The organism is Streptomyces sp. Wb2n-11 (assembly GCF_001049855.1).
GTDB lineage: Bacteria > Actinomycetota > Actinomycetes > Streptomycetales > Streptomycetaceae > Streptomyces > Streptomyces altiplanensis.
Map to the genome: position 1 here is coordinate 1,484,740 of NZ_CVPB01000001.1, position 24,808 is coordinate 1,509,547.

Consider the following 24,808-nt stretch of genomic DNA (forward strand, 5'->3'; position numbering starts at 1 on the left):
AGCCCCGACGGCGGTGTCTACGTCGGCTGGCTCCCGGAAGACCCGTCGGCCTGGCAGCGCAACATCGTCTGGCACGTCCAGGTGCAGCCCGCCAATGGCGACGCACGGGTCCAGGAGTTCGGTCTCTCTCCCCCTCAGAGGCCGTTGCCGGGTTCCTCGCCGCCTTGGTCACCAGCTCCTCGTGCTGACTGCCCATCAGGCTCTGCTCATACATGCACCGATGGCCCGACGACTGCGTGTCGTCGGGCCGACCAGCCCGTCAGTGTCCACTGTTCACGGAGACTCCCTTGCCCCAGTACCTGACCGTCGGCCACCTGCTCCGCCAGTTCCAGGAACTCGACCCCAACCTGCCGGTCCGTCTCGCCATCAATCCGGATTTCCCCTTCGCCCACTTTGTGGGAGCCGAGGTCGTCGTACGCGACGGCAAGGCGTACATCGCCGACGACGGACAGGAGGGCTACCTCCCGGTGGGGGCGCGCGACGCCCTCACCTGGGCCTGATCGCTTCCCCACCACCACGGAGGCTTCCATCTCGTCACTGTCGCGCCCCGCGCCTCACCTCGCGCTGCACGATGTCGCGGCGCGCCCCATGCCGAACGGCGTGCACAGCGCGCTTGTCCAGCGCATCTCCGCCCGCCCCGACGGCTCCTTCGACGTCACCTGGCTCGCTGCCGAAACTCCCAGACTTCCCCTCGGGCGCATCCGACTGCGCTGGGAGCCCGCATCGCTCAGCGGCTGGGACGTCACGGTGCATCTCGGCCTGACCACTGCCGAGGTGCTCCTCGGTTCCTGGCCCGCCGCCCCGAACGACTGGCCGCGCCTGGTCCGTCCGACCCTGTACGAGGTGACCGGCCTGTGCGCCGCCCTCGCTTTCGCCACCGACGCCCTCGATCTCTCGAACCGTCTCACCGGAATCTGATCGAGAGCCGCAGGCCACCCCACGCTGTTCAGGCGAGGAACGGCCTTGCTATGCATGCATCCGGTAGAGCTCGGACAGGTCCCGCACGGTGCCGAGGAGCCGCCAGTCGTCAGCATGGCGCTGAACTGCTTCCAGCGATCGGCCTCGCAGCCGCTCCGGCACCTCCTCGTAGTCCCACTCTTCATCCGGCCAGGAGAACAAGAGGGGGCCATCGAAGTCGCCACCAAGCATGTCCCAGTGCCCGTGACCGTCAAGATTCCGTGCGCCAGGTCGTCCAGGGAGCCGGTGAAGTCGGGCTGGCTCTCGGTCCCGATCAGCATGGTCAGGGGAAACCCTGGCAGGACATGCTCCCAGCCCGAGGGCCACCGGTCGTTGTGCATCGCCAGGTCCCGGCGCGGGCCGAGTACAGGCGCGTTCTCATTCATCCGCAGCTCTTCGAAAAGCACTCGGCGTTCGCAGCGGACGCAGTTAGCCCTCACGACCGCCCCACCCACGCCTGGTGCTCGGGGGCGACGTGCAGCTGCTCGCGGAGGCGGCCACGCATGACGCCGACACGAGTTCGGCCCTCCAGGACCTGAAGCCCGCCGCTCACCGGAGCCAAGAGGCCCCGGTCGATGAGGAGCGGCGGGCGCAACCACGTCCCGTGATCTTCCCAGTGCCTGCCGACTTCCGGGGCTCGCGCTGCGACCCAGTGCACCGGGTTCTTGGCAAAGTGTTCGATCAGTCCGACTTCGCTCTCACCGGTCGGCATGGTGAGGAAGTCCGCGGACGGAATCGTCTCCAGCGTCCAAGTGATCGCGGTCAGGTCGAGGGCTCCGTATTCGTCCACGAAGGGACCGTTGTCGCCATGGTCGAACAGGAAGTCCCTCAGCACGTCGTCCGGCCACCGCAGTGCGGTCAATGCCGGATCGGATCGGAAGCGTTCGAAGCTGAGGCCGCCGTCCTGACGACGCTTCATCAGCGAGCTGAGGTCGTTGAGGTTCATGCCTCACATCTACCGGAGTTCTCCGACCGTGTTCACCCTGACCACGGTCTCCTGTCACTGCGGACATCGGGTCGATGAGAGGGGCGACTCCAAAGAGCCGGGCCGCGGGGATGTGATGAGCCTATTCCCCCCGGGGCGCGTGGCGTGCTGAACGGTGGCGCGTCAGTTCTCGGCGGCGTCTGGCTCTGTCGCTACCCGGCAAAAGAGCCAGTCGTCCGGTCGGTGAGCCATGTGACGCCGTCGGCGTCGGCCATCCAGCGTCGCTGTCAGTGCCCGCTCGTACGCTATTGACGGCGCAGTCGCGCCGGAGCCTGGAGGCTTTCGTGGCACAACAGCTGACGTATGAACAGCGGATCGCTTTGATCAACAAATGGAAGAACCCCCCGGGTGCTTCCGAACAGCTCCGGCTGGAGCGCGCCGAGCGCATGGTGAAACAGGCGGTGCTCCGGCACCAACCGTTCCAGGGGCTCGACATCACGGTGGCGTCGAAGGGCTCGTACCCCAACAACACCAACGTCCGCGGTGATAGCGACGTCGACATCATGGTGAAGCTCAACGACCCCATCCATACGGAGGGGCTGGCGGCTTGGTGGTTTGGGCAGCCAGCCAGGTACGCGGGGCCGTGGACCCGGCAGAAGCTCCGCCAGGAGGTTGAAGACGCGCTTACCAACCACTTTGGCTGGGTGGACACGGACCACAACCTCGCCGTGTACGTTCCGGAGGTTGTGGGCAGCCGTCCCAGCATCGACGTGGTGCCGTGCTTCAAGTGGGTGGCCTACGACACCACGGTTCCCGGCGGCGAGTACGTGGGCAGCGTCGTCTACGGGCGCAACGGCAAACGTGTCATCAATTGGCCCGAGCTCCAGCTGGCCAACGGCCGCACGAAGAACACCAACACCAAGTACCGGTACAAGTTCGTGGTGCGGGTGCTGAAGAACGTCGAGAACGACCTCGCCTCCGAGGGCGTGATCAAGGCCCTTCCGTCTTACTTCTCCGAGTGCCTGATCTACAACGTCCCGGACAACGTCCTGCTCCTCGACGGCAGCCTGGACTCTGTGGTCCGCGAGAGCCTGCGGGAGGTCTATCAGCAACTCACGGGGGCCTGGTTCAGCTATCTGCGCATGGTGGAGCCGAACGGGATCAAGAAGGTGTTCGGCGAGGGCCAGAAGTGGACGGAGAAGGACGCGCGCGAGCTTATCGAGCGCGCGTGGTACTACCTCAACTACGAGAGCTGACGATGAACACCGCGACCACCATCCGAGCCGGCGCCACCATCGCCGCCACCCTCTACACGGTCGTCCTGGTCGTCCTGGGCCTGTACCCGTCCGAGTTCCGGTACCTCTTCGCGTACATTCCGGCGCTCGTGGGCTACGGCACCGTCGTGTTCGACAAGTGGGCCTGGCACTGGCCCGTTATCCACCGCTTCACCGGCCGTGCCTGGGTCACGGGCACCTGGCGGGTAGTGCTTGTCCCGAGCTCGGAAAGCCACATCCCGGAGGGAGGGAACCGGGGTCCGATCATCACGTACATGACGATCGAGCAGACCTTCTGGAGCCTGCACGCCACACTCCGCACGAAGGAAAGCACCTCGCGGTCGAGCAACGCCACCATCGGCGCCCCCGAGAACTCGGGAACTGCCGAGATCGGATTCCTGTACGACAACACGCCCCGCGTGGAGCACCAGCATCGAAGCCCGCGGCACGAAGGGGCCTGTCGAATCGCGGTCACCGGTCTCCAGCCCAAGACTGCGACCGGGCACTACTACACCAGCCGGTTCACCGCCGGTGACATGGACTTCAGTCTGCTCGACCGATCGACCGACTACGGCACCTTCGCAGAGGCTCAGGCTGCCGACCCGGCGCACGCCAGTAGCTGAAGATCAGAAGCGGCGAACCCGGAGGCTGGTGCCCCAAGTCCCCGCGTATTCGTCCCGGTGCTCGCCTACTCCATATACATACCGGCGAAGACACCATCGAACCCGAGCGCGGCCAAGCCCGCCTCGACACTCGGGTAGGTCGTCCCGTGCGGGCCGCCGACGAGGGCGTCGAAGTCGGCGCGGCTGATCTCGGGCTCGAGCCACTGGTTGCCGCACCGGCAGCGGACCCAGACGTTGCGCCCGTGGTTGATGAGCAGCCAGTCGCGCCGGGCACGGCAGGCGGAGCACATCACGGGGATGCCCCGAGAGCGAGTTCGCGTGAGTGGCCGACGCAGCGAATCGCCCCGGGGCCGTCGACCGGCCGCGTCTCGGCCTGGAGCTGCAGCAGGGAGGCGGTATCAGTGGGGAGGACGGGCAGCGTGGGTGCCGGCTCCGTGGTGCGGGTGGTGGTTCTGAGCACGAGCGTCATCTCCCGGTTGTCGGTCCTGTCTTCATCCGTAACAGCCAGTGAAACCGGCTGTCCATACATTTCGCGGCGTCCGCTCGGTCGGTGGTCGACTACCGGTCCGACCTGGTCAGCGACGTGACGAGCGACGGTTGGGGTCTTGAACAGTCCCGAGCGGCGCGACTGCCGTCGCGTTTCGTTCACTGGTGCGGCTGCTCGGCGCGGTGGCCTGGCGGGTGGCGGCCTGCGGACGACGGGCACCTTCGCCCGGGTGTGCCGGGAGCTGGGCGATGCGCCGCAGGCGCCAGACCAGGACGTCGCTCACGTCATCGGCGCTTTCGAGTTCGCGCATGTCGATGGCCTGGCGCAGGAGGGCTTCGGAGTCGTGGCCCGCCTGCTCGGCCTGGGCGAGGGTGGCGACCAAGGCGTCGGTCCTCGCTTCCATGCCCCCTGCCCGTACGGCCTTCTCCGGCAGGACGGCGCGAAGGGTGGCTTCGTGCGCGCGGCGCTGGGCTTCTGGAAGGGCCCGACCTTGGTCGTGCAGCACTCGCATCGGCGTGGCGGCGGCCTGCCGGTAGGCGGTGCGCAGGTGCGCGGCGGCTTGTCGGGAGGCGTGGGCCTGCTGAGCGTGTCCGTGAGCGGAGTGCCAGCGGGCGGCGGCGAGGGTGACCAGGACGAGGGTGGAGACGAGCATGGCGGTGGTGCCGCCGTCCTCGCCTCGGCCGAGCGCCCCGCCGGCCTGGACAATGCCCCGGGCGGCTGAGCGGAGAGCCCGGGTGTCGGCGCGTTCGGCGCGGACATGGCTGCGGGTCGCCCGCTCGAAGGCGCGAGCTGCGGCGGCCAGCTCGGCGCGGGTGGTGGCCGGTGAGGTCTGGGCCACCGCATCGAGGAGTTCTCCGATGCCGACGAGCTGGGCGGCGGCCTCGCCGTCCTCGTCGCGTTCCAGGAGCGTGGCCGAGCGCTCGGCGATGACGACTGCGTTGCGTCGTTGACGGGCGGGCGGTGACCAGTTCGTCCGGTCAACGGCGACCGCGGGCCCGCTCGGTTCGGCGGCCCCGTCGGTGAGGCGTAGGCGGATCTTCGGAAGGGAGAGGTCGGGGGCCAGTTTGGAGCCGGGGTACCAGACCGGGTCTCCGTCGCGGTTGCGGTCGCCGGGCAGGGCCACGTTGTAGCCGAGCGCGTCACCGGACGGAGCGTGCCGCAGCTTCACCCGCACCCCCGCCTCTCGGAGCCGCGTGAAGAACTCCTCTTCCGAATCTGCTCCCGCCACGGCTCGACGAACGGCCTCACGGAGCGTCTCGCGCGAGGTCTCCGGGCGGCCGGTGCGCTCGGCCTTGAACTTCTCGGCGCTGCTGGGATTCTTCGCTGCGGTTCCGTCGCCAGCGTTCAGGCGCCGCAGGCCCATCTCCTGCTCGATGCGGCGGCATTCGGCCTGGGCCTTGTTGAAGTCGTAGTTCAGGCGCGGGTTGCGCAGGTCGCCGCGTATGAGGGTGGCGACGATGTGGATGTGGTCCTCCGCGTGGCGGACGGCGATCCACCGGCAGCCGTCGGGGTCTCCGGCCGGGGCGATGCCGGTGGCGTGGACGATGCGCTGGGCGACGGCGTTCCACTCCTCGTCGTCCAGCCGCCGGTCGCCGGGGGCGGTGCGGACTGAGCAGTGCCAGACGTGCTTGGCGGGCGCGCGGTCGCCGGCCTGCTTGACCCGCAGGTCCAGGGCGGCGGTGAGCCGGGCGAGGGTGACCTTCGGGTCGGGGTCGAGGCCGGGGTCGGGGGCGAAGCCGTCCCAGGAGCCGACGAGGTGCGCGTCGGTGTGCTCCTCGCGCCGTCCGGGGCCGTACAGGTAGACGAGGAGGCCGTGGGTGCGGGAGCCGCGTCCGATGTCGGGAACCATCACAGCCGCCGGGCCACCAGGTCGTTCGCCGCGTCATCGACGCGGGCGAGAAGTCCGGTCAGCGTGCCCAGAGCGTGTTCGAGTTCACCGGCGCGCGGCTGGCCACCGCTGTTGAGGACGAAGGCGATCTGGTTGATGTTGTTGCCGATCCGGGCCAGCGCGGTGCGTAGAGCGGCGAGTTCGTCGATGGCGGTGTCGAGCTGGTCGTTGCTGTGCACGGCGGCACGTCCGCGGGCGGCGCTCAGACCGGCGGTGGCGAGGAAGCGGGCGACGGTGACGCCGTGCTGGGTGGCGGCGTCGGTGATCTCGGCTTTCTCGGTGTCGGAGAGGCGGGTGGTCGTCTTGCGGGCGCGCTCGCTCGGGTTGCGGCTACGGCGGCGCGGGGTGCGGTCGGGGAAGGCGGGCGTGCTCGGGCTCGGCTGCTCGCGGTCGGCAGGGTCATCTGCTTCTCCCCCGATGACCGGCGCCCCCTGGTGCCGGTTGCCCGGCTGGTCCCCGTGCGCCCTCGCTCGGGGACCAGCCAGGCTGCCCCCGCCCTCCCGGGCGGGGGCAAGTGCGTACGACGGGCCGTAGGACCGTCGTACGCGATAGCTTGCTCCGCCAGGAGCCGTGGTGGGGTCACGATGCTGTCCAGCGGGGGTGGCCACCGGGTCGTTGGTGTTCACCGGCTCGTCTCCGGGTCCTGCTGCTGGATTTCGCGGACGAGTCCCTCGATCCAGTCCATGGCCAGGACGGGGTGGTGCAGGGTCCAGGGCCGGTCGTGCTGCTCGCGTTGAACGATCCAGGTGGTGTCGGGGCCGGACTGGGCGCGGTGGAGGTGTCCGTGCTGGTGCAGGACGGTCAGCCAGGAGTCGACTTCGGCGGGCGTGGCCGGGTGAGTGCGCATCGGGTGCTCTCCGCTTCTGCTGTGGTGGGGTGTGTCGGTGACATGCGGAGTGGGTGACCGGCCGGGGTGACCGGTTCGGTCACCCACTCCGTGGAAGTTCGGGCAGGGCCGGGAGGAAGTGACCGGCTGGCGGTGCTGCTCGCGCAGCTGAGCCATCAGCGCGGTCAGGGTGTCGCTGGACAGCGGGATCTGCTGACCTCGGATCGCCTGGGCGACCACCTTGCGGGTCAGTTTGTCCTCGGCCCTGACCGCCGACCGGGCGATCGCCAGCAGCTCCTCGGTGTCCGGGTCAGGACGCCGGTCACCAGTCGGCCGAGCGGCCCGGTCAGTGACCGGCGGCGAGGTGACCGGCGGGGCACTGACCGCCGCCGGGCTGTCCTGGTCATCACCGACCGGGGCCGCACTGCCGGGGCGGTCAGTGACCGTCCGACCCTTGTCCGCCTGTCCCGGCAGGTCAGGGGCACCGTGGCTGCGGTTGTGGTGGTCGGTGACCGACTGGCCGCTGGTCGCCGGGGTCGAGTCTCCGGTCACTGACCGGGCGGCGGTGTCCTCGTCGGTCGGGGACAGCGGCAGCCGGTCGGTCAGAGCGGTGACCGACTGACCGGACTTGACCTGACCGGCCGCTGACCGCTGCTGACCGGCTCGGTCGGTCCGGGTGACCTCGATGGCGTCGCTCCGGTCGGTCTCACCGAGGTGACCGGGCTGACCGAGGTTCTGCTGGCCAGAGTCCTCGACCGGGCCCCGGGCAATGAGGATGTAGAGGTGGACCGCTCCGGCCAGTGCGAGCGGGGCGATGGTGGAGAGCACCGCGACCACCGCGTCACCGAGCTGGAGGCCGGTGCCGGCGACCGTGTCCTGGTTGATGCGCACCGCGTGGAGTGCTTTGGCCCAGATGCTGGCGGCGGTGGCCGTGCCGAAGAGCGTCCAGACGTAGAGCCGGGCGCGCAGTGGTGCGTTGCGCAGGACCAGGAGGGCTCGGATGCCGTAGGCGATGAACCCGTCGATCACCAAGGGGAACAGGTAGGTAAGGAAGCCTCGGATGTGGATGGCCACGGCCATCTGCTGCAGGGCGTCGTACGAAAGCGCGCACCCCGCGCCCCCGAGCGCCACGACAGCCGCGCGGTCCCACCCGGATATGTGCGCCGTCTTCGACGCGCTTGCGATGTTCATGCCGCCGTCCCGAAGTCGTCGCGGATCAGGCGCGCGCCGCTGGTCTCGGGGGGTGTGGTGTTCGTGGTGGGCTGGCTCAGGGTTCGGTTGCGCTCGGCCCGGCGGATCTCGCGGTACCGCTTCTTGGCGTGCTCCTCGGTGACCTTCAGAAGCCAGGCCAGACGCTGCTCGCTCACCCCGTGGCGGTAGGCCGCGTACTCGACCGCGCGGCGCTCCGTATGGGTGAGGTGCACGTCGCGTCCGGCGATGGTGGCATTGACGCGGCTGTAGTCGAGGCGGCTGGCGAGCTTGTCGTGCAGCGGCCCGCGCTCCTCTTCCGTCAGGCCGCCACGGATCCCGTCGGTGTCACCCCCTTCGAGAGCGGCGTCCAGGCAGGTGCGGCGGACCGGGCACTGGCCGCACAGGGCCTTGGCCGTGGCGATCTTGGCGGTCTCGTCGGGTTCGGGGAAGAAGACTTCGGGGTCCACCGGGTTGTACTCGGTGCTCTGGCAGACGGCGTCGGCCTGCCAGGTCTGGTCGCCGAGCTGACGGTGCTGGGCGGGGCCGTTCATCGTGCTGGTCATGCGGGGTGCTCCGATCGCTCTCCGCGCGCAGGGACATCGGCGGAGAGGTGCGCTGGCGGTAGGTGCCCGGGGGACGGCGCTGCGAGGGCGCGGTCCGGCGGGGTGGCCTGTGGAGGGTCAGGCGGCGGCGCTGTGGCGTCTGCGGTCGACGGCCTCGAACTCGACTCGGGTGGTCATCTGCGCGAGCCTGCTGGCGACTCGGTCCCCAAGGTAGGAACGCAGGTCCTTGATCGCCAGGTTGGTCGTGATCAGCGTGGGGAGTTCGTAGTTGTACCGCCGGTTGATCAGCCGGTACGTGATCTCCTCGACCCACTCGCTCGCCTTGGCCGCGCCGAGGTCGTCGATGATCAGCAGCGGGCACCGGCTGACGGCCGCCAGCTCCCGCTCACTGTCCACCCCGGGCCGGGGGCGGAGATCGGCGTAGAGGTCGGCGGCGGTGGTCGCCCGCCAGCGCGCGCCGACCCCGCTCTGCACCAGCGCTCGGACCGCGCCGTACGCCTGGTGCGTCTTGCCCGCGCCGACGACCCCGGCCATCAGCAAGCTAGGGCCGGTGGTGACCTGTCGTCGGGCTCCTCGGCTGGGGGCGACGGCCGCGTCGGTGACCTTCCGGACCCACTCCAGGACCGTGGGGTGGTCGGCGACAGCCGCTTGATAGCGCGGGGGCATCCCGGCCAGCAGGGCATCCAGCGGTGAGAAGGGCTGGGCGTCGTCGGCCAGCGCGGCGTCAGCCGGGTCGATGTTGCGGGCGGCCAGAATCCGGGCCATGCGCTCCAGGGTGGCTTCATTGCCGAGGAGCTGCGGTTCGCGGTGACGGGTGTACATCACAGCTCCTCAGCGTAGGCGGCAGACGCGTTGGCCGGGTTGGTCCACGCCTGGTGGGCGGGCACGTTAGGCCGGATTCCCGGCCGCGCCAAACCGCCGGGGCGAGCGTTCATCGCCTCGTTGACCATGCTGGTCAGCACGCTCGGGTGCTTCGGGTTGGCCGTGAAATTCGCCAGCCCGGCTCGGATGTGCGCCGGTGCGATGCCCTCGTCCAGGAGCTTCTTGATGATCCGCCCGAGGTGCCCGATCACGTCGCTCGGGGGGCGCTGGTCGCACCCGGCGACGTACTCCCCGACCAGGTCCTTGGCGGAGATGCCGGTTGCGGGCGCTGTGCGCCCCGTAGGGACAAGAGATCCAGGATCCAAGATCCTAGATCCAGGCGCCGAGCCTTCGGGGAGGCTTGGGGGAAGGTTCGAGGAGTCCTCGGGGAACGCCTCCTGACGCGTAAATAGCAGCAGGTCAGGGTGGGTGTGGGCAGGACTGGGTGCCCGCTGGCCGTTGAGGGCTGGCGGGTGTCCGGGTCTGCCGGTCAGGCTGCGGTCTCCCTTGGGTTGAAAGTGACGGTGTAGCCGAGCTGGTTGAGCTGGGTGATGGCCCGGCGGGTGGCGCGTTCGGGGTCGCGGCGGGTGAAGTAGTCGCCGCCGAGCTCTTGATAGGCGACGTTGTCGGTGAGCATGTGCCAGATCGCGGTGATGATCGAGTGTTCGACGGCGACGAGGGCCCGCAGGGGGCCGCGGCGGGCGGTGAGCCGTTTGTAGCGGGCGGCGAGGTAGGTGTCCTTGGTTCTTGACCGCGCCGAACGCGGCGAGGCCGAGGGCGCCTTTGAGGTAGGGGTTGCCGGGCCGGACCTTGGTGTTCTTGGTGCGGCCGGCGGACTCGTGGTGGCCGGGGCAGACTCCGGCCCAGGAAGCGAGGTGCTTGGCCGTCGCGAACCGGGTCATGTCCCCGCCGGTCTCCGCGATGATCACCTCGGCGACGTGCTGATTGATGCCAGGGACGGTGTCGAGCAGGTCGAGGGCGCCACGAAAGGGTGCCATCGCCTCCTCGATGCGCCCGGTGAGCTGGTCGATCATGACGGTGAGCTGGTCGTACTGGTCCAGGTGGAGGCGGGCCAGGAACGCGTGGTGCTCGCGGAAGCGTCCGGTCAGGGCCTCGGTGAGTTCGGGGATCTTGTTGCGGAGCTTGCGTTTGGCCAGGTCCGCGAGGACGTGCGGGTCGGCTTCGCCGCGGATGAGGGCTTCGAGCATGGCCCGGCCGGAGACGCCCATGATGTCGGCGGCGACCGCGGAGAGTTTGATGCCGGTGTCTTCCAGCAGCTTCTCCAGCCGCTGGACCACACGGCTCCGTTCGCGGGTGGCGGTGGTCCGGGCGCGAGTGAGGTCCCGTAGTTCACGGACCGGTTCGGGCGGCACGAAGGAGGGCCGGACCAGGCCGTGGGCGCCGAGTTGGGCCAGCCAGGCCGCGTCCGAGACGTCCGTCTTGCGGCCGGGCAGGTTCTTGACCTGCCGGGCGTTGACCAGGATCACGTTCAAGCCCTCGGCCAGCACGTAGTAGAAGGGCTTCCAGTAGTCCGACGTCGCCTCGATCACCACCAGCGTCACCCGTGCGGCGAGCAGATGGTCCCGCAGATCCAGGACCGCGTTGGTCGTCGATCCCCACGTCGTGGTCTCCGTTGTGAAAGACCCCCGCCGCTTCGTACTCGGGGTACGGACACAAGCCTTGGCGTCTTTCTTGCTGATGTCGAGGCCGGCGCAGCGTTCGTGCAGCACGTCCACGGCACTTGCTCCCTCCCTGGCTGACGGACCCGTCGTATGCCGTTCCGGGAGGGCCAGGGTGAATCAGGAATTCTGACGCACGTGCTTCGCAGCAACACTCCACGGTTCCCGTGGACGGCCCCCAGCACCACGCTGACCTGCGAGCTCAGGGGCATCACAGAGGCATCGGTTTCGGCCGGAACGAACCCCACCACGATCCCGAACCGAGACCAGCCCGCGTCAGGGCAGACAGAAGCACCTCCGGCGCGCGCCACGGGATTTACCACGCCCCCGGCGCGCACCGAAGGTGCGCTGGATCGCTGACCTGCGTAAATGACACCTCTCGAAGATCATCTTGCACGGTTGTTGCACAAGCCGAACGGAGCAGGACTCACGCGGCCCTGGTGTAGGCGCTCCGGACCGCGATGCGGACCTTGGAACCTGCTCCCACGACCCGGTGCACGTATGCACGCAGGGTAAACGCGGGATCGGCGTGTCCGAGGCGGTCCGCGAGCGTGTACACGTCTACCCCGCCGTTGATCATCATCGACGCGTACAAGTGTCGGAGCGCGTGCATCATCACGGCGCGGGACTTCTCCCAGCGTCGTCCCTTCGCGTCGTGCTCAAGGGGCTTGATGAGGCCGGCCGACGCCAGGGCCGGCTTCCAGCGGTAGGAGTTGAACCAATTCGACTGAATGGCGGTCTTCTCCCGGGTGTAGAAGATCAGCCGCACCGTGACCGGGTCGCCGCCTTTGCTGCCCCACGGTCGGGTCACCTCGACCGGCGGGTACTTCTCCATGTGCTCGCGGAGGGGGATGGCCACGTCGTCGGTCAGTTCGACCCACCGGTCCTTCGGGTCCTCGTCGTCTCCGCCCTTGGGGAGGGCGTATACGAGGAACGAGCCGTCGTGGACTACTTGCCGTTGCACGTGCACCATGGCGCCGTCCGGATGTGCCCAGTCGATATCTTCTGGTGACAGGCCGAATATCTCTCCTTGCCGAAGACCCAGGCCGCGACCACAGTCGACGAGAGCTTTATAGCGGTCGGGAAGTTCGGCACGGATCTTCTCGGTGTCCTCCCATGTCAGGGTCAGCTCTGCCCGGCCGCCACCTCCTCGCTTCGGCTTGGCGTCCTGCACCGATTTGGCGAGGCACGGATTTTTGTGTATCAGGCTGTCGTCCACGGCCAGGTCAAAGACAGCCCGAAGATTGTCGAAGACCAGGCGCAGCGTGGAACTTTCGAGCAGCCTGCGACGGTCGTGCAGCCAGTCCAGCAAAGATGAGGCGTTCACGTCCTTTACGCGCATCTTCCCCACTGCGGTAGGAACGACGTGCAGGTGAATCCGCTCCTTGTGGCGTCGGTAAGTCCGTGGATTCTTGTGTTCGTGCCCCCTAAGCCACGTAAGGGCGAGTTCGCCGACCCTGACCTCGCCGGCACGAGGGTTGATGTACGAGCCGTCGTCCACTCCGGACCGCATCTTGGTCTCGTGCCTGCGGGCTTCGACCTCGGTGCGGAACAGCTCCGTCTGCTGGACATCTTCCCGGTCGCGCCATCGGGCCTGCCACCGCTTCCCCGTCCCGTGATCCCGCGTCGGGACTTTGCCGTGTTCCTTGCAGGTCGACTCCCCGCCTTTCGGGCGCGACTTGTGCCAGCGGTCGTACGGCATCGACTCAACTCCTAGTTTCCAACGACCCTTTGAGTCTATTTGTGGACTCTTTTTAATCAGGGCCATCGTCGACGGCGAGGTCGTCTGCCCGTTCATCGCACCCTGAGTTAATTGGATGTTGATCCAGGCGAGCTGAAGATGTCAAATGCATTCTTGGGGTCTTCGCGACAAAGGGGGGTGGAGTGGTAGGGAAGATTTCACCTAGGCGAATGCTCGCTGAGGGTTCGACGAGGGCTCGCCGAACCCTCAGCTAGCATTCGCCGGTGTCCTTCGAGAGTTCGCAAGAGTCGTAGGTGTTTCGTCAAAAGTCCCTCTGTTTGGTCCGGCCGGAATTTAATGCAAACGTTCCGTCTACCACCACGGCGGAGTACCGCTCACGTGGTTTTTTTGCCCGCTTCGAACCGTTCTGGAGCGCCCATGCGTCGAACCACTGCCCGCGCGGAAGAAGCCGCTGGCGGCGCGGGGGACCGCTGTCCCTTGATGAGCGCGGAGGAGTTGGCTGACTTCCTGGGCGTACCGCTGAACACGGTCTATATATGGAATCACCGACGCCAGGGGCCGCGAGCCCACAAGGTCGGACGCTATTTGCGCTACCGCTGGCCGGAGGTAGAGGCATGGCTGCAAGCTCAAGCGGTGAATCGCGCGACCTGATCGGCCAAGATTGGCTGGCGCCCTTGTCCTTGGTCGGGCGACAGAACCCGGCGTACAGCCCGACTCGTCTGCCGCCACCTGCGTCGGAGACCCTTTCTGGTCTTTCGGGGGCTTGCCGCGTTAGGCGGTGAAAAGTCCCTCGGAAGTCCCTCGGACAACACTGAAAGTCCCTGAAAAATCCCTGGCGCGGGGGCGCGGAGGACGCCTCCGGCCTGGGGTAATCATGTTTCCTCTGGCCTCAGCGCGCGGCCTGTGGGAGCCGGGCGCAGCGGGTTGCAGCGCTCGTCATCGAGACCTACCGGAATCCCCGCGCCGCCTGAGCTCAATTGAGCACTACTGCGGGAGGGCGAAGCGGAGCCGCATCCTCGTGCTGACGAGCTCGTAACCAGCCAGGCCCGGGGCGCCGAAGGGATTAGGCAGAGGGGTGATTCGGCGGCGAGTGCGGTCCAGGACATCAGAGACGTACACGATGATGTACGTCTCGTCCGGGCCCAGGTGAGAGGCCCGTTCCACCTCGGAGTCGCCAAGGATGATCTCGCCACTGCTGCCGACCGATGCCTTGACCTCGTACAGATACGTCCGCTCCCCGTCATGGATGCGGAAGTCGTATCCCAGCCTGTCGTCCCCCTGGCCGCCGGCGATGACGTGGGAACGCAGGCCAAACTTCCAGGAGGTCTCCTCGGGAACCCCGAACCGCTCCCTCAGCCAGGCGCCCACGACCGCTTCACCGGCGAGACCGATGGCCGTGGTCTTGTCCTGATCGGTGGCTGGGGCACGGTAGCCCCCGGATTTGCCACCTGACCCCGGTGTCTTGCGGGGCCTTGGCACGACCGGGGGGAGGGCTCCTGTGGGCTGGGCGGGGGTGGCGAGTTGCTCAGCCGTCAGGTCGCCGGCGACCGCCCGGGCAAGTTCTCTCAGTTCGTCCGGACGGGTCGGCAGGGGCCTGCCGTTCAGCATGACGTGCGGCCCCGGTTCCCCCGCAGCTGAGCCGGGCCCCGAGGTCGTTCCGGGCCCGGAACGCTGCCCGGGAAGCGGCACGTGGGGCTTGTCAAGTCCCAGCTCGGCTCGCCGGTCCGTCGCCGGCATCCCCTGTGGCCAGTAGCCGTGGCCGTTCAGCCAGTCGACGAGCACCGGCGAGGTGAGGGCCTCGAAGTCGAGTAGACCCTCCTCGTCCAGTTCCTGGACGAGGTCGGCGGCACCCGGCAGGGAGGGCACCGACGCGGAGCCCTCGCGCCGCGTCCACTCGTCGATGAGGCCGCGCAGCCTCGGCAGCGACCGGTGGACTGCACCGATGGACGCCTCGCGGACCTCCGCCAGGGGGCGCAGGACGATCCGGCGGCGGGGAGGGGCCGGAAGCCGCGCCGCAGCCCAGGCGTCCGCGTGGACCTGGAGCAGCTCGGACGACAGGTTCCACAAGGTCGTGTGCCATCCGGGGTCCGGCTGGAGTCCTGATAGGGCGCGCAGGCGGAGGTACCCGGCAAGGGAGCGACCCGACCGGTACACGCCCGCGTGCGCGTCACGGACTCGCTCGGCGAGAGCCGCCCGGTTCCGTTGCAGCCATGCCTCGAACTGCTGTCGGTGGCGAGCCTGGTTGTCGAGCATGGGCAGCCCCAGCGTTCGCCATGCCTGGTTGGCGTCGGCCAGCGGGATCGAAAGCTCGCTCAGCTGTCGCTGCCGGTCGTCATCGTCGAGCAACCCCAGCAACAGCTCCGCACGGTCGGGATCGAGCCGGCCCGTCAGCCAGTCACGCAGTTCCGAACGGTCGTGGAAGCTCTCCAGGCAACGCTGCAGCTCCTCCGCGAGGTCGAGGTCGACGCAGGCGAGTAGCGGGACGAGCAGGGCGCTGCCAGAGCGCTGGGAGGCGCGGTCCGCCAAGACGAGCTCCAGCCTGCGCAGGGGCACGTCGAGCGCGGCCGCGATCCGCTCGTCATCGATCTCCTCCGTCTGCGGGCAGCTTTCCTGCAGTTCCATGAGCGCCGCGCGCAACCCCTTGGCCAGGTAGGGCGCGCCGACCAGACTGGCCAGCCCGGTCGCCGCGTTCCGCAGCAGCCGCCACTTCGTGGGCTCTCCCGTGTGCAGGACGACCAGGCAGGGCCGCTCGGGGTCCTGATGCAGCAGCGAGCCGTCCGCGGCGGACTCCTCGACGCGGTGTCCCGCGACCCAGACGACGGCCTCCCGGGCCACGGTGAACTCGCAAGCCTGCAAGCGCCGGAGCACCTCCGGCAGCGGAACGGGGTCAGGGCGCGAGGCTCGCTCCTCGTCGAGGTCCACCGCCGCCGCGACGAACGTGCGCAGCCACGGCCCGGCGTAGGCCAGCAGCGATGCGCGGGACGCCTGGTCGAGAAGCAGGGCTCCCACGCGGATGTCGGTCTCGGCCTCGCTCGCCCGGCGAACGGTGAATACCGCTCGCGCCTCCAGATACCGGTGGATCCGTAGGCCGAGAGACCTGTCCTCGATCGGAAGGAGGGGAACCGGGACACGTTCGAGGAGCTTCCCGTTCTGTGCCCCTTGTGGATCGGGTACGTAGACGGTCTCGACCTGCGGCTCACCGCGCAGGGCCTCCAGAACACCGGCCCGCGCGACGAGCAGGACGTCCAGCGGATGGGCGAGGCGAGAGGCCGAGGTTCCGTCCGGTGCGGAGAGTACCTCAGACCACGCCTGCTCGTACGCACGGCTCATGGCGTACCGGTGCACCCCTTGGCGAAGGTGACCACGCTCCTCCACGAGGGCGGGCAGGTGACGGATCCGGTCGGCCGCGGTCCGCGGATCGTCCCAGGCGCGGATGCCCAGCAGGCGCAGCCTGTCGGGCATCGCGGGGGAATGCCGTCGACGCAGCGTGGGGGGAACCACGGTGAGGTACTCCGGCGGCGTCTCCTGGGAATGCCACCACCACGCCGTCGAGGCCGGGGCGAAGGTGATCCCGTCTCCCTGAGCCGGCATCTGGGGGATCCACGGCGCTTGGGTGAGGAAGGCGGATACGGGTGTCGGCCATGGAGTGCCGTGTCCGTCCGACACGGGACGGACGAACCTCGTCTCCAGATCGCTGTCCGGCCAGGTCGCAAGGCCGTGTGTGATGATTTCCGCGTACAGGCGACGGCTCTGCTCGTCGAACTTGGCGTAGTCGTACTGGCCGGGGAGTACGGGCAGCGCCTTGCGATACGGATGGTATTGGACGGTGGCGTGGGCGACGGACCGCAGATTGGGCCAGCGTGCGGCGGTGGCGCGCCATTGCTCCAGGAAATCGACGCCCGCGTCCTTATGCCACATGCCGGCGAACCATCGGGGCGTGTTGAGCACCTCCCCCCGGACGCCGCCCGAGAACACCTCGTAGCGGGGCCGTAGCCCGTGGCGCACGCCTTGGCGTTCCAGGAACCGCAGCATGGTCTGGGGCGGCAGCTCCGTGTCCCCGCAGATCTCCTCGGGCGTCCGCACGAGCCGGCCGGCGGTCGTCGCCAACACGGGAATGCCCGTTACACCGTCGAGGAAGCGGGTCAGGGTCTCGTCGATGGAACGGTGGTCCCCGGGCCAGCCGGTCCCGAACATGGCCTGGACGGCGACCAGCCAGCCACCACGGGTCGGTACGTGCAGGTTCTGCAGGGTGGGCACCCTGCGCCCGGCCCGCTCCAGTGCGGTCGCCACCGAGCAGAGGTACCGAAGGCACTGGAGCCGTACGCCCTCGTCCTGGCCGTTCGCCCCGGTGGCCGCCGTGACCACACGGAACACGGCGTCGGAACCGTACTCCTGGACCAGACGCTCCGATTGCAGCCAACGCCGCCCCATGGCCCGGCGCTTGGCGCGCTTTCCCGACCAGTCGACCGACTCGTGCACGAAGGAGACGTGGTCCGCCAGTCCCGTCGGCAGGGCCGGGAGTCCGGACGCGACGTCGGCGCCTCGTTCCAGGAAGACACCCTCGCCGCCGGCGGCCGCGAGGGTCATCGCGGAGCTGAGAATGATCTTTTTGCCCTTCAGGGCCGAGCCGTTGGGGAAGCAGACGGACAGGTCGTAGTAGAAGTCGGCCCACCAGCCGGGGTCGAAGAGGTTCTTCAGGGTCTGCTTCGCCAGCCTTTCGGCCCACCGGGCGACCCGCGCCGGCTCCGGGGCGAGAGAGAGCCCGCGGACGTCGGCCAGCGCGGAGAGGCGGCGCAGCCGGCCGGAGTGGAGCCCGGGGTCGACGAGATGCATCACCCCGGTGGCGGCGACGGAGTCCGGGGTGAACACCCTGGCGGTGTCCTGGCACGTCCACAGGAATCCGTACCGGAAGGAGGTTCGCACGCCGACCGGGGCGAGCACGGGCATGAAATCGACGTGGTCCAGGTTCTGGCCAAGGGCGTCGAACGCCTCTTCCAGCCGGTCCAACCCCCTGCTGTTCCAGCACATCAGGTCGGCCAACGCCTCCGCCGGAAGCTGCAGGCGCCCCTCGCCGGCGAGTAGGACGGCACGGGCACAGGCCGTCGCAAGGGTGTCCAGGAGAAGGTCGTTCCAGGGCATGGCCTCGTTGAAGGACCGCCGGTTCAGTTCGGCGAAGAACGGCGCGTTGACAAAGCCGTTGAGCGGCGAGGCGATCTGATGCCCCATGGGGAGGAACGTATACAAGCGGCCTCGGTCCAGCGGATCGCCGACCGGAACGGCCACACTGACCTCGGCTTTCTTCTCCCACACCGCCCAGTCGGGGCGCAGGGCCCCCTCGTCGACGGAGGCCGCGATGGCCGTCCGGGCCAGCTGCTCATCGACCTTGGCCCGCACCAGGATCAGGCGCATCCCCCGGCGCAGGACGACCTCCTGAACGGTGATCCCCTGGTAGCGGTAGAGCTGGCGAACCGAGCGGTCGTAGCTCTTGCGCTGGGTCTTGCCTGCCGCCCTGCGGCCGAGGGTCACCCGTTCCAGACGGTCTAGGAAGAGTTCGAAGGGGGCCGCATCGTCCATCAGTTCATCGAGCTGCGCCCGGGCAGTCTTGGCCGCCTCCGGCGAACGCAGCGGAAGTCGGACGACGGTGACGAAGCCCCGCCGCCCGAAGCGCTGGGCGGCCAGCGGCACCTCGTCCAGGGGGATCGGCACCTTGAGCCGGAAGAGGTTGTCCTCCAGGTGCGCGGCCAGGTCCTCCCGGTCGGGGTCGACTTGGCGGGCCAGCCAGATGAAGTCGCCAGGCAGGGCGAAACGAAAACAGAAGCCATCGAAGGTCTTGGATCCGGTCCGGGAGACGCTGTACAGCTCGGGTGCCTCGGTGAGCTGGAGGACGCTCTTGAAGCCGACGCCCTTGTGCCCGATGCCTTCGTCGGGGCGCTTGCCGGAGAGGCCAATGCTGCACAAGGCGGTGAAGTCCCGCGTGCCAAGGGCCTGCCCCCGTTGGCCACATATAGGGTGCCGTGCTCGCCCTCGTCTTCGTCGAGGAGAATCTCGACGCGCCCGTCGAGAGTACGTGCGGGATGCGCGTCGTGGGCATTCTGCAACAACTCGATCAGTACGCGCCCCTGATACTCAGGGGCGATGATCGTCTCGGCGATGGCTTTGAGTTCCCGGGCGGACTGCCGGCCGTCCTGCCAGTCTCGCAGGCAGCCACGGGCTTCCATGAGCGCACGGTCCGTGACTGTCCTACGCCAGGTAGCCGACCTGCGAGACCGCGTGGCCGCAACCCGCATACGTTCAGCCCCCGCCATGCCGCACCCCCGATACAACAGACAAGTGATCTTATCAGCGCGTCGAAGGCCTGCATCGAGCCTCCTGGAGGGCCTGAACCGGACACTGACAGGGTGGGCGACCTACTTCCGCCACGGCGCGGCGAAGCGGACCTTCAACGCGGTCGATCACCATGCGTGGCACCGCGTCGCGATCTGGCTCCGCCGCAAACACGGCATCCCCAGCAGCCAGTTGAAGGAATTCTGTGACCTGAGTCTCCCCTCACAGTGTGGAGTCCTTGACTGCAGGGGAAGTTGAGAGTCATGGCGGAGAAGCGTCGGGTGTTCAAGCCTGAGTTTCGTGAGCGGGCTGTACGCATCGTGACCGAGACCGGGAAGCCGATCGGCGAGGTGGCCGATGACCTGGGGATCAACGAGACGACGCTGGCGAGCTGGGTCTCGCGGGCCAAGCGGGCCGAGAAGGGCAAGCCGGCCGAGGTGGATGCGGAGATGGCGCGGCTGCGGCGGGAGAACGCGCAGTTGAAGAAGGACAACAAGGAGCTGGTCATGGAGCGTGATGTCCTCAAACGCTGCATGGTCCTGTGGGTGAAGTAGCTGTGGCGGACCCGGCCGTCGTGGCCGGGGCGATCAGTCTGAGTCCCCGTGCAGAAGGAGACGCCGCCGGGGCAGGAGGCAACGTGCCGGTCGCTGCTGGTGGTGGTGGCGTCCATCATGTCCGCGAGGGTCTCAAGGTCGTCGGCGAACTTGCGGAAGTCCTTAGCCTTCGCGCGGGCCTCGGCCGCGTCCGTATCCGTTTCGCCCAGACCGATGTCCGGCTGCGAACCGGAGAAGTCCAGCAGACGCGCGTCGAGAAGTTCACGGCCGTCGTTGCCCATGACGACATGCCTGGCTCCGAGGTGTGCGTCGTGAATATCGGCCTCAGTGCACCAGTCAGGATGGGCCGTGCACGGTTGCTGGCGGTCGTCTTCACGACTGCCGCCGGGTGGGAGCGCCGAAGGGGTGCCAGCAGGATGGGAGGTCAGGGTGGTGAGGCTCTTGGTGTCGGTACTGCCTGCGGTGGTAGCTACGGTGATGCTCCTCGTCGCAGATCGAGCGGGTCGGAGGCTGCGCCTGGTGGGCGTAACAACTGCTGGTCTCGCGACCCGTGGTGCTTCGGCCCCCGTTGTTGTTCAGCCTTGCTCAGTGGGAGCAACCCGGTCGCTGTTCGAACAGCACTAGCTCAGGGCTGGCCGCTCAGCGGTATAAATCGCACTTTGCTTCCGGGTGGTGCTATTGGAGGCGCTTGAGGCGGCTTGTGCAGCCGGTGAGCAATGCCACGGACTACTTGGATGACGTCTTTTCGTGCCCGCCGAACGGTGCGACGTGTCTTGGCGTTGCGGCCCTGGTCGGTATGCCGAGCATGTACTCCATGTCGAGCTGCCCGCCGGAACGCTGCTTGGGCCCGTCTTCCCACACGATGAGGTTCCCGGGGACGATCAAGGGGGTCCAGCCTTGGATTGTCAGAGCAGGTGCAGGTTAGGGGCCTGTGCTGCGCTCGCGTACTCAGGCAGTGCGACGACCGTGACGCCGGCGTCTTCAAGAGTCTCGACGCCTTCAGCGTCGGCGACGAACGTGTCGGGCTCGTTCCATGCGGTGACGACGCGGCGGAGGCCCACGTCGCGGATGAGCTGGGCGCAGGGGCGAGGTCGGGATGCCCGTCTGGCGCAGGGCTCCAGGGAGCTGTAGATCGTCGCGGTGGCGAGCCGGGCGTCCTCGGCGGGGAGCTTGGCGAGGGCCCCTTCCTCGGCATGGTCGTGGGGGTCGCTCTCACGGGAGTAGCCGCGGGCGAGTTCGGTCCCGTCGGCCGCGACGACGACTGCCCCCACGCTGAAGGCGGTCTCCGAAGATGGGCAGAGAGCGGCCAGCTCACAGGCGAGGATGAGCCAGTTCCGGTCTGCGGTGTTGGGCTCGCGGCCGGTGCCGGGGGCGCCGGCTGAAGAGGTGGTGCTCATCGGGGCTCCGTCGAGGTGTCCTTGGGGGCGTACCTCAGGAGTACCACGTCACCGATCTGGCGGGTCTCCAGGAGCCGGAGGCGGGCGGCGGGGCCGCCAGGGTAGCTCGCGGAGCCGAGCATCCTTACCGCATCGAACTGGCCGACCAGGAGCGGGGCGATGACGAGTTGGAGTTCGTCGGCAAGAGCGGCTTCGAGGAGCTGTGTGTGAACGGTGCCACCCCCTTCGACCATGAGCCGCTTGACGGCGTACGCGTCGCCGAGGATGTCGAGCGCGGCCGGCCATACGGCCTCGGCGGGGACGCCCTGAACGGTAGCCAGGTCACCGAGGTTGGCGCGAGCTTTCGTGGTGGCCTTGTGGCCCACGGCGAGGACGAGCTTGTCTCCGCCGTGGTGCCAGAACTTCCAGCTGGGGTCGAGGTCGCCCGTTCCTGTGATGGTGACCTTCAGCGGATACTCGGGCTCACCGGCGGCGACTCGGGACGCCCTGCGTTCCGCCGAGTTGACGAGGAGGCGGGGGTTGTCGGCGCGGAGTGTGCCGGCGCCGACAAGGATCGCGTCGACACTGGCTCGTACGGAGTCGACGCGCTCGAAGTCCTGCTTGTTGGAGAGCAGGAGCCGGTCCTCGCCCGGGCGGGTGTCGAGGTGGCCGTCGATCGATACAGCTGCGGACAGCAGGACGTACGGGCGGGGCACGGTATCTCCAGGCGGTGTACGCGGGTGAGTCAGGCGGGATGCAGAACGATGCGGTCGAGTGAGGCGCGGAACTCGGCGACGCCGTCCTCACCGGTTGCGGGGGCCAGTGCCTGGTCGAGCCGGTCGAGCTGTCCGAAAATGCGGGCAGATCCGGTCTCGGCGGCGATCCCGACGGCCTGCCCACCGATTCGGGCAGCGAGGGTCACGTTGCCTGTGCCCGCATGGGCACGTGCAGCGCGAGCGAGGTAGACACCGCGGTCCCGGCGATATGCGGACGGAAGCACTGCGAGGGCGCTGTCGAAGCCTGCCGCGGCCTGCTCATACTCGCCGAGTGCGGCGAGGGAGCGAGCTCGGGCGGTGCTGATGTACGCCGCATCGAGCCAGGAACCCCAGACACCGTCGGAGCCCGCGCGCCCGAGAATAGCAAGCGCGGTGTCGTAAGCCCTGTGGGCTTCGCTGCCTTCACCGAGTACGGCACGCGCGTGGGCCTCGTGCAGAACGGCGATGACTTCGAGGCGGCTCCCGGGTCGGGCGGTGCGTCGGGCGGCTGCGGCGAGGCCGAGAGCGTCGGCAGGATGACCGGTGTCGACAGCCAACTGTGCCTTACGGCCGAGGATGTACGCGGTGAGATCGGTGTCGCCGGTGATGTGGGAAGCGTCCAGTGCCTTCGCGGTGTGGCCGTGGGCGGTGCGCTCGTCGCCGATGTCCTGGGCGAACCAGCCTGCCAGCTCTTCGTATCGCGTCTCCAAGGCGAGAAGCTCGATGGCGTCGGTGCCACGAGCGGATCGACGTCTTGTGGCAAGGGAGACGAGGTGTTGTTGCAGGGCGGGCAACACGTGCCGGGGGCCGATGAGGTTGTCGGTCTGGATCATGACCCGGCGGAGTTGCGCGAAGTGCTCGAAGGGAGACCCCATGTCGGCGAGTTCGGTGGCAGCCGCCGGCGTCGCGGCCGGCATGACTGTCGCAGCCAGGCCGGCGATCCCTGATGCGAGAACAACGCGGCGGGGCACGGGCACGAAGAGGATCCTTCCGTGGATGCGGGCGGGGACGACGACCGTGTCCGTGTCGTCTCCAAGCGAGCCTGCCCGCACGACCGCGTTCATGGCCAGGGTCTCCGGGACGCTGGCCCCATGACCCCGTGTACTGGCCCCATGAGTCGCTGTCCCGGCTCTGGACACCGGGACAGAGCAATCCTGGGGGGCCTCGCGCTCCGCGCTGTCCCAGCCACGAACCAATGCACCGGCGGCATCGAGGATGTCGTCGAGAGTGATGGCCGCATGTTTCGGGACGGGACGTTCAGCGCGCTCGAAGCGCCCGAGATGTGAACGGTCGATCAACGCCCGGCGAGCCAGAGCCTGCTGCGACAGCAGACGGGCCTCGCGGAACTGACGTAGCTCGTACCCCCAGCGGTGCCATGGGCCGGCGTCCGGAGTCAGCTCGTTCGGCTGCTGCCCCACGCTTCCTCCTCCACCGTGGACTTTCGTTCACCCGCGGTCGATGTCAGCGTTAGGGGCGGCTCTCCATGGGGCCTGCGGAGCCAGCGTGTGAGGCTCCATCGAGGGCCTGCCCACCGGGGTTCCGTACCGCTTTCATCGTCGGTACGAGCTGATCACACGGTATCCGAACGGCGCCTGGCACGGACCTGATTCACGTCAGTAGCGAACGTAGTGGTCGGTCGGACCGAACGCATTGCGCAACCGTCGGATGAGCCCTGCGCGGGCTGAGCGCGATCTAGGGAAAGGCGACCATGAAGACACATAGAAGCCTGGGCGACATGATCGCCGTCTCCAGTCCACGGATCAGCCTGATGGGATCCCGGGACCGAACGGACACCGACACTGCTCGAACCCAGGAGTGGCACCGCAAACCCGCCCCGCTGGAGCGTCCGGCGCGCAGCGGCGAGCTTGTCCGGCTCCGTCAGCAGTTCCGTCGCGAGGCGACCGAAAGGTGCGACCGCCGCTCCGGTGATCGCCGTCTCCGGGTGTTGGCGTACAGCTTGGTGCTTAGCAGGAATGCCAGGCCGGATGAGGACTGGAACACCCTCCAGACCGAGGCTGAGCAGCGTGGCTACGCAATGGGAGCGAGGTTTCACGACGTAGCCGTTCCCGTGACCACGACGTGCCTCCCCGGCTCGGGTGCCGGCTGTGGCGTCTACGCGCCGCCCTGGAAGCGCCCTGGCTGGGGGGAGGTCGAGCGACTGATCCGAGGCGGCTTCGCGGACGGCGTGATCGTCCTCGACCGGCACAACATCAGCTCCGATGACGACGAGTATCGCGCTGTGATCAAGGAGCTGGGTGAGCGGTACCAGGCATTCATTCACCTCGTGATCCCCGAGGAGCTGTCCGGTCCGACTTGAAGGCGACCGTTGCGGTGGATGGATGCGAAGGGCTGGGGCTGGAGACAGGTCAGTGCTCAGGTTCTCCTCGTCGTCACCGTGTTCGCAGTGCTCGTCACCGTCTACCAATCCGCCTGATCGGAGGGTCGTTTTGACGTTCGAGGGATATACCGACCAGGCAACACATTTCCTGCCGCTCCGTGAGGTGGGACTCGACCTTTCCATCGTGCCTGCAGGTGACCCGCAGGGCGCGGCATGACCGCGATCAAGGAGACCTGCGCGCGCAGTGGTCGTCTCACCCGGATCCCTGCTTCGTTGTCGAGTGGGGGGAGAGAGACCACTCACGCTCGAGGGCGACCGCACTGCCACCACCCTGGGGCGCTTCTACGGCTACAGCGAAGCAGCCATAGCGACCTTCATGGGGCGGTGCCACAAGTCCCCCTCTTCGGCCGTGCCCGAACCGTGTTCCCCCACGGCACCGTAGCTGGCCGAAGAGGGCCCAACTTCCCACCCGAGAGGACGAGCAC

Annotated in this window: 20 protein-coding genes and 4 pseudogenes; 9 read left to right on the top strand and 15 right to left on the bottom strand. The window is 68.2% G+C overall.

The window, feature by feature from the left end:
* Window positions 1-287 precede the first annotated feature (287 nt).
* Window positions 288-500 (top strand): hypothetical protein, encoded by a 213-nt coding sequence (locus BN1555_RS06555; RefSeq protein WP_093798501.1) that lies wholly within the window; start codon window positions 288-290, stop codon window positions 498-500.
* 100 nt (window positions 501-600) lie between these two features.
* Entirely contained in the window at window positions 601-918 is a 318-nt protein-coding gene (locus BN1555_RS06560; RefSeq protein ID WP_255305910.1) for an esterase, read from the top strand.
* A 475-nt stretch (window positions 919-1,393) separates the two neighbouring features.
* Here BN1555_RS06560 and BN1555_RS06570 read toward each other — a convergent pair whose 3' ends face one another.
* A complete protein-coding gene (locus BN1555_RS06570; RefSeq protein WP_093798502.1) occupies window positions 1,394-1,903 on the bottom strand; it encodes a hypothetical protein in 510 nt (169 codons plus the stop codon).
* A 323-nt stretch (window positions 1,904-2,226) separates the two neighbouring features.
* On the opposite strand from BN1555_RS06570, the gene BN1555_RS06575 reads away from it, so the two are divergent.
* Both BN1555_RS06575 and BN1555_RS06580 read left to right on the top strand, forming a co-directional pair.
* Entirely contained in the window at window positions 2,227-3,138 is a 912-nt protein-coding gene (locus BN1555_RS06575) for a nucleotidyltransferase domain-containing protein (RefSeq protein WP_141662814.1), read from the top strand.
* A 2-nt stretch (window positions 3,139-3,140) separates the two neighbouring features.
* The gene (locus BN1555_RS06580) at window positions 3,141-3,779 is read left to right on the top strand and encodes a Cap15 family cyclic dinucleotide receptor domain-containing protein (protein ID WP_093798504.1); all 639 of its coding nucleotides are present in this window, start codon (window positions 3,141-3,143) and stop codon (window positions 3,777-3,779) included.
* 65 nt (window positions 3,780-3,844) lie between these two features.
* Here BN1555_RS06580 and BN1555_RS40175 read toward each other — a convergent pair whose 3' ends face one another.
* The 11 genes and pseudogenes from BN1555_RS40175 to BN1555_RS06630 form a co-directional block, all read right to left on the bottom strand.
* Complete coding sequence (locus BN1555_RS40175) at window positions 3,845-4,069, bottom strand: hypothetical protein (protein WP_255305911.1); 225 nt, start codon at window positions 4,067-4,069, stop codon at window positions 3,845-3,847.
* Window positions 4,069-4,248 carry a hypothetical protein gene (locus BN1555_RS40180; RefSeq protein WP_255305912.1) on the bottom strand — a complete coding sequence of 60 codons (180 nt, stop codon included), beginning with the start codon at window positions 4,246-4,248 and terminating at the stop codon, window positions 4,069-4,071. The genes BN1555_RS40175 and BN1555_RS40180 overlap by 1 nt, the downstream gene beginning before the upstream one ends.
* 106 nt (window positions 4,249-4,354) lie before the next feature.
* Window positions 4,355-6,115 (bottom strand): relaxase/mobilization nuclease domain-containing protein, encoded by a 1,761-nt coding sequence (locus BN1555_RS06590; RefSeq protein ID WP_093798505.1) that lies wholly within the window; start codon window positions 6,113-6,115, stop codon window positions 4,355-4,357.
* Entirely contained in the window at window positions 6,115-6,780 is a 666-nt protein-coding gene (gene mobC / locus BN1555_RS06595; protein WP_093798506.1) for a plasmid mobilization protein, read from the bottom strand. Before mobC ends, BN1555_RS06590 begins: the two co-directional genes overlap by 1 nt.
* Window positions 6,777-7,001: a hypothetical protein gene (locus BN1555_RS41555; RefSeq protein ID WP_093803236.1), complete on the bottom strand. Its 225-nt coding sequence runs from the start codon at window positions 6,999-7,001 to the stop codon at window positions 6,777-6,779. Before BN1555_RS41555 ends, mobC begins: the two co-directional genes overlap by 4 nt.
* A 108-nt stretch (window positions 7,002-7,109) precedes the next feature.
* Window positions 7,110-8,171, bottom strand: a pseudogene (locus BN1555_RS06605) (DUF2637 domain-containing protein); the annotation flags it as partial.
* Window positions 8,168-8,734: a WhiB family transcriptional regulator gene (locus tag BN1555_RS06610; RefSeq protein ID WP_093798507.1), complete on the bottom strand. Its 567-nt coding sequence runs from the start codon at window positions 8,732-8,734 to the stop codon at window positions 8,168-8,170. The pseudogene BN1555_RS06605 and the gene BN1555_RS06610, both read right to left, overlap by 4 nt.
* Window positions 8,735-8,851: 117 nt before the next feature.
* Complete coding sequence (locus BN1555_RS06615; protein ID WP_093798508.1) at window positions 8,852-9,556, bottom strand: ATP-binding protein; 705 nt, start codon at window positions 9,554-9,556, stop codon at window positions 8,852-8,854.
* Window positions 9,556-9,990 (bottom strand): annotated as a pseudogene (locus BN1555_RS06620) (hypothetical protein); the annotation flags it as partial. The pseudogene BN1555_RS06620 and the gene BN1555_RS06615, both read right to left, overlap by 1 nt.
* Window positions 9,991-10,085: 95 nt before the next feature.
* A pseudogene (locus BN1555_RS06625) lies at window positions 10,086-11,331 on the bottom strand (IS110 family transposase).
* 370 nt (window positions 11,332-11,701) lie between these two features.
* Complete coding sequence (locus BN1555_RS06630; RefSeq protein WP_093798510.1) at window positions 11,702-12,976, bottom strand: tyrosine-type recombinase/integrase; 1,275 nt, start codon at window positions 12,974-12,976, stop codon at window positions 11,702-11,704.
* A gap of 480 nt (window positions 12,977-13,456) precedes the next feature.
* Here BN1555_RS06630 and BN1555_RS06635 point away from each other — a divergent pair, with 480 nt between their 5' ends.
* Window positions 13,457-13,627, top strand: a complete 171-nt coding sequence (locus tag BN1555_RS06635) for a helix-turn-helix transcriptional regulator (RefSeq protein WP_329923862.1) — start codon at window positions 13,457-13,459, stop codon at window positions 13,625-13,627.
* Window positions 13,628-13,960: 333 nt separating this feature from the next.
* Here BN1555_RS06635 and BN1555_RS06640 read toward each other — a convergent pair whose 3' ends face one another.
* Window positions 13,961-18,934 carry a protein NO VEIN domain-containing protein gene (locus tag BN1555_RS06640; RefSeq protein ID WP_093798512.1) on the bottom strand — a complete coding sequence of 1,658 codons (4,974 nt, stop codon included), beginning with the start codon at window positions 18,932-18,934 and terminating at the stop codon, window positions 13,961-13,963.
* 345 nt (window positions 18,935-19,279) lie between these two features.
* On the opposite strand from BN1555_RS06640, the gene BN1555_RS41560 reads away from it, so the two are divergent.
* On the top strand, window positions 19,280-19,558 hold the full coding sequence (locus tag BN1555_RS41560) for a group II intron maturase-specific domain-containing protein (protein ID WP_369688951.1): 279 nt from the start codon (window positions 19,280-19,282) through the stop codon (window positions 19,556-19,558).
* A 5-nt stretch (window positions 19,559-19,563) separates the two neighbouring features.
* Window positions 19,564-19,854, top strand: a complete 291-nt coding sequence (locus BN1555_RS06650) for a transposase (protein ID WP_093798514.1) — start codon at window positions 19,564-19,566, stop codon at window positions 19,852-19,854.
* 905 nt (window positions 19,855-20,759) lie between these two features.
* On the opposite strand, the pseudogene BN1555_RS06655 reads toward BN1555_RS06650, so the two are convergent.
* Both BN1555_RS06655 and BN1555_RS06660 read right to left on the bottom strand, forming a co-directional pair.
* Window positions 20,760-21,946: pseudogene (locus BN1555_RS06655) on the bottom strand (dihydrofolate reductase family protein).
* A gap of 29 nt (window positions 21,947-21,975) precedes the next feature.
* Window positions 21,976-23,403, bottom strand: a complete 1,428-nt coding sequence (locus BN1555_RS06660; RefSeq protein WP_093798515.1) for a helix-turn-helix domain-containing protein — start codon at window positions 23,401-23,403, stop codon at window positions 21,976-21,978.
* A 317-nt stretch (window positions 23,404-23,720) separates the two neighbouring features.
* Here BN1555_RS06660 and BN1555_RS06665 point away from each other — a divergent pair, with 317 nt between their 5' ends.
* Complete coding sequence (locus BN1555_RS06665) at window positions 23,721-24,302, top strand: hypothetical protein (protein ID WP_093798516.1); 582 nt, start codon at window positions 23,721-23,723, stop codon at window positions 24,300-24,302.
* 301 nt (window positions 24,303-24,603) lie between these two features.
* Window positions 24,604-24,765, top strand: coding sequence for a DUF6302 family protein (locus tag BN1555_RS41565; RefSeq protein ID WP_369688952.1), 162 nt, complete (start codon window positions 24,604-24,606; stop codon window positions 24,763-24,765).
* Window positions 24,766-24,808: the final 43 nt, after the last annotated feature.

Coding starts and splice junctions, on each gene's coding strand:
- BN1555_RS06570 (WP_093798502.1), bottom strand. CDS start 1,903: ATGAACCTCAACGACCTCAGCTCGCTGATGAAGCGTCGTCAGGACGGC.
- BN1555_RS06580 (WP_093798504.1), top strand. CDS start 3,141: ATGAACACCGCGACCACCATCCGAGCCGGCGCCACCATCGCCGCCACC.
- BN1555_RS40175 (WP_255305911.1), bottom strand. CDS start 4,069: ATGTGCTCCGCCTGCCGTGCCCGGCGCGACTGGCTGCTCATCAACCAC.
- BN1555_RS40180 (WP_255305912.1), bottom strand. CDS start 4,248: ATGACGCTCGTGCTCAGAACCACCACCCGCACCACGGAGCCGGCACCC.
- BN1555_RS06590 (WP_093798505.1), bottom strand. CDS start 6,115: ATGGTTCCCGACATCGGACGCGGCTCCCGCACCCACGGCCTCCTCGTC.
- BN1555_RS41555 (WP_093803236.1), bottom strand. CDS start 7,001: ATGCGCACTCACCCGGCCACGCCCGCCGAAGTCGACTCCTGGCTGACC.
- BN1555_RS06610 (WP_093798507.1), bottom strand. CDS start 8,734: ATGACCAGCACGATGAACGGCCCCGCCCAGCACCGTCAGCTCGGCGAC.
- BN1555_RS06615 (WP_093798508.1), bottom strand. CDS start 9,556: ATGTACACCCGTCACCGCGAACCGCAGCTCCTCGGCAATGAAGCCACC.
- BN1555_RS06630 (WP_093798510.1), bottom strand. CDS start 12,976: ATGCCGTACGACCGCTGGCACAAGTCGCGCCCGAAAGGCGGGGAGTCG.
- BN1555_RS06635 (WP_329923862.1), top strand. CDS start 13,457: ATGAGCGCGGAGGAGTTGGCTGACTTCCTGGGCGTACCGCTGAACACG.
- BN1555_RS41560 (WP_369688951.1), top strand. CDS start 19,280: ATGCCGCACCCCCGATACAACAGACAAGTGATCTTATCAGCGCGTCGA.
- BN1555_RS06650 (WP_093798514.1), top strand. CDS start 19,564: ATGGCGGAGAAGCGTCGGGTGTTCAAGCCTGAGTTTCGTGAGCGGGCT.
- BN1555_RS06665 (WP_093798516.1), top strand. CDS start 23,721: ATGATCGCCGTCTCCAGTCCACGGATCAGCCTGATGGGATCCCGGGAC.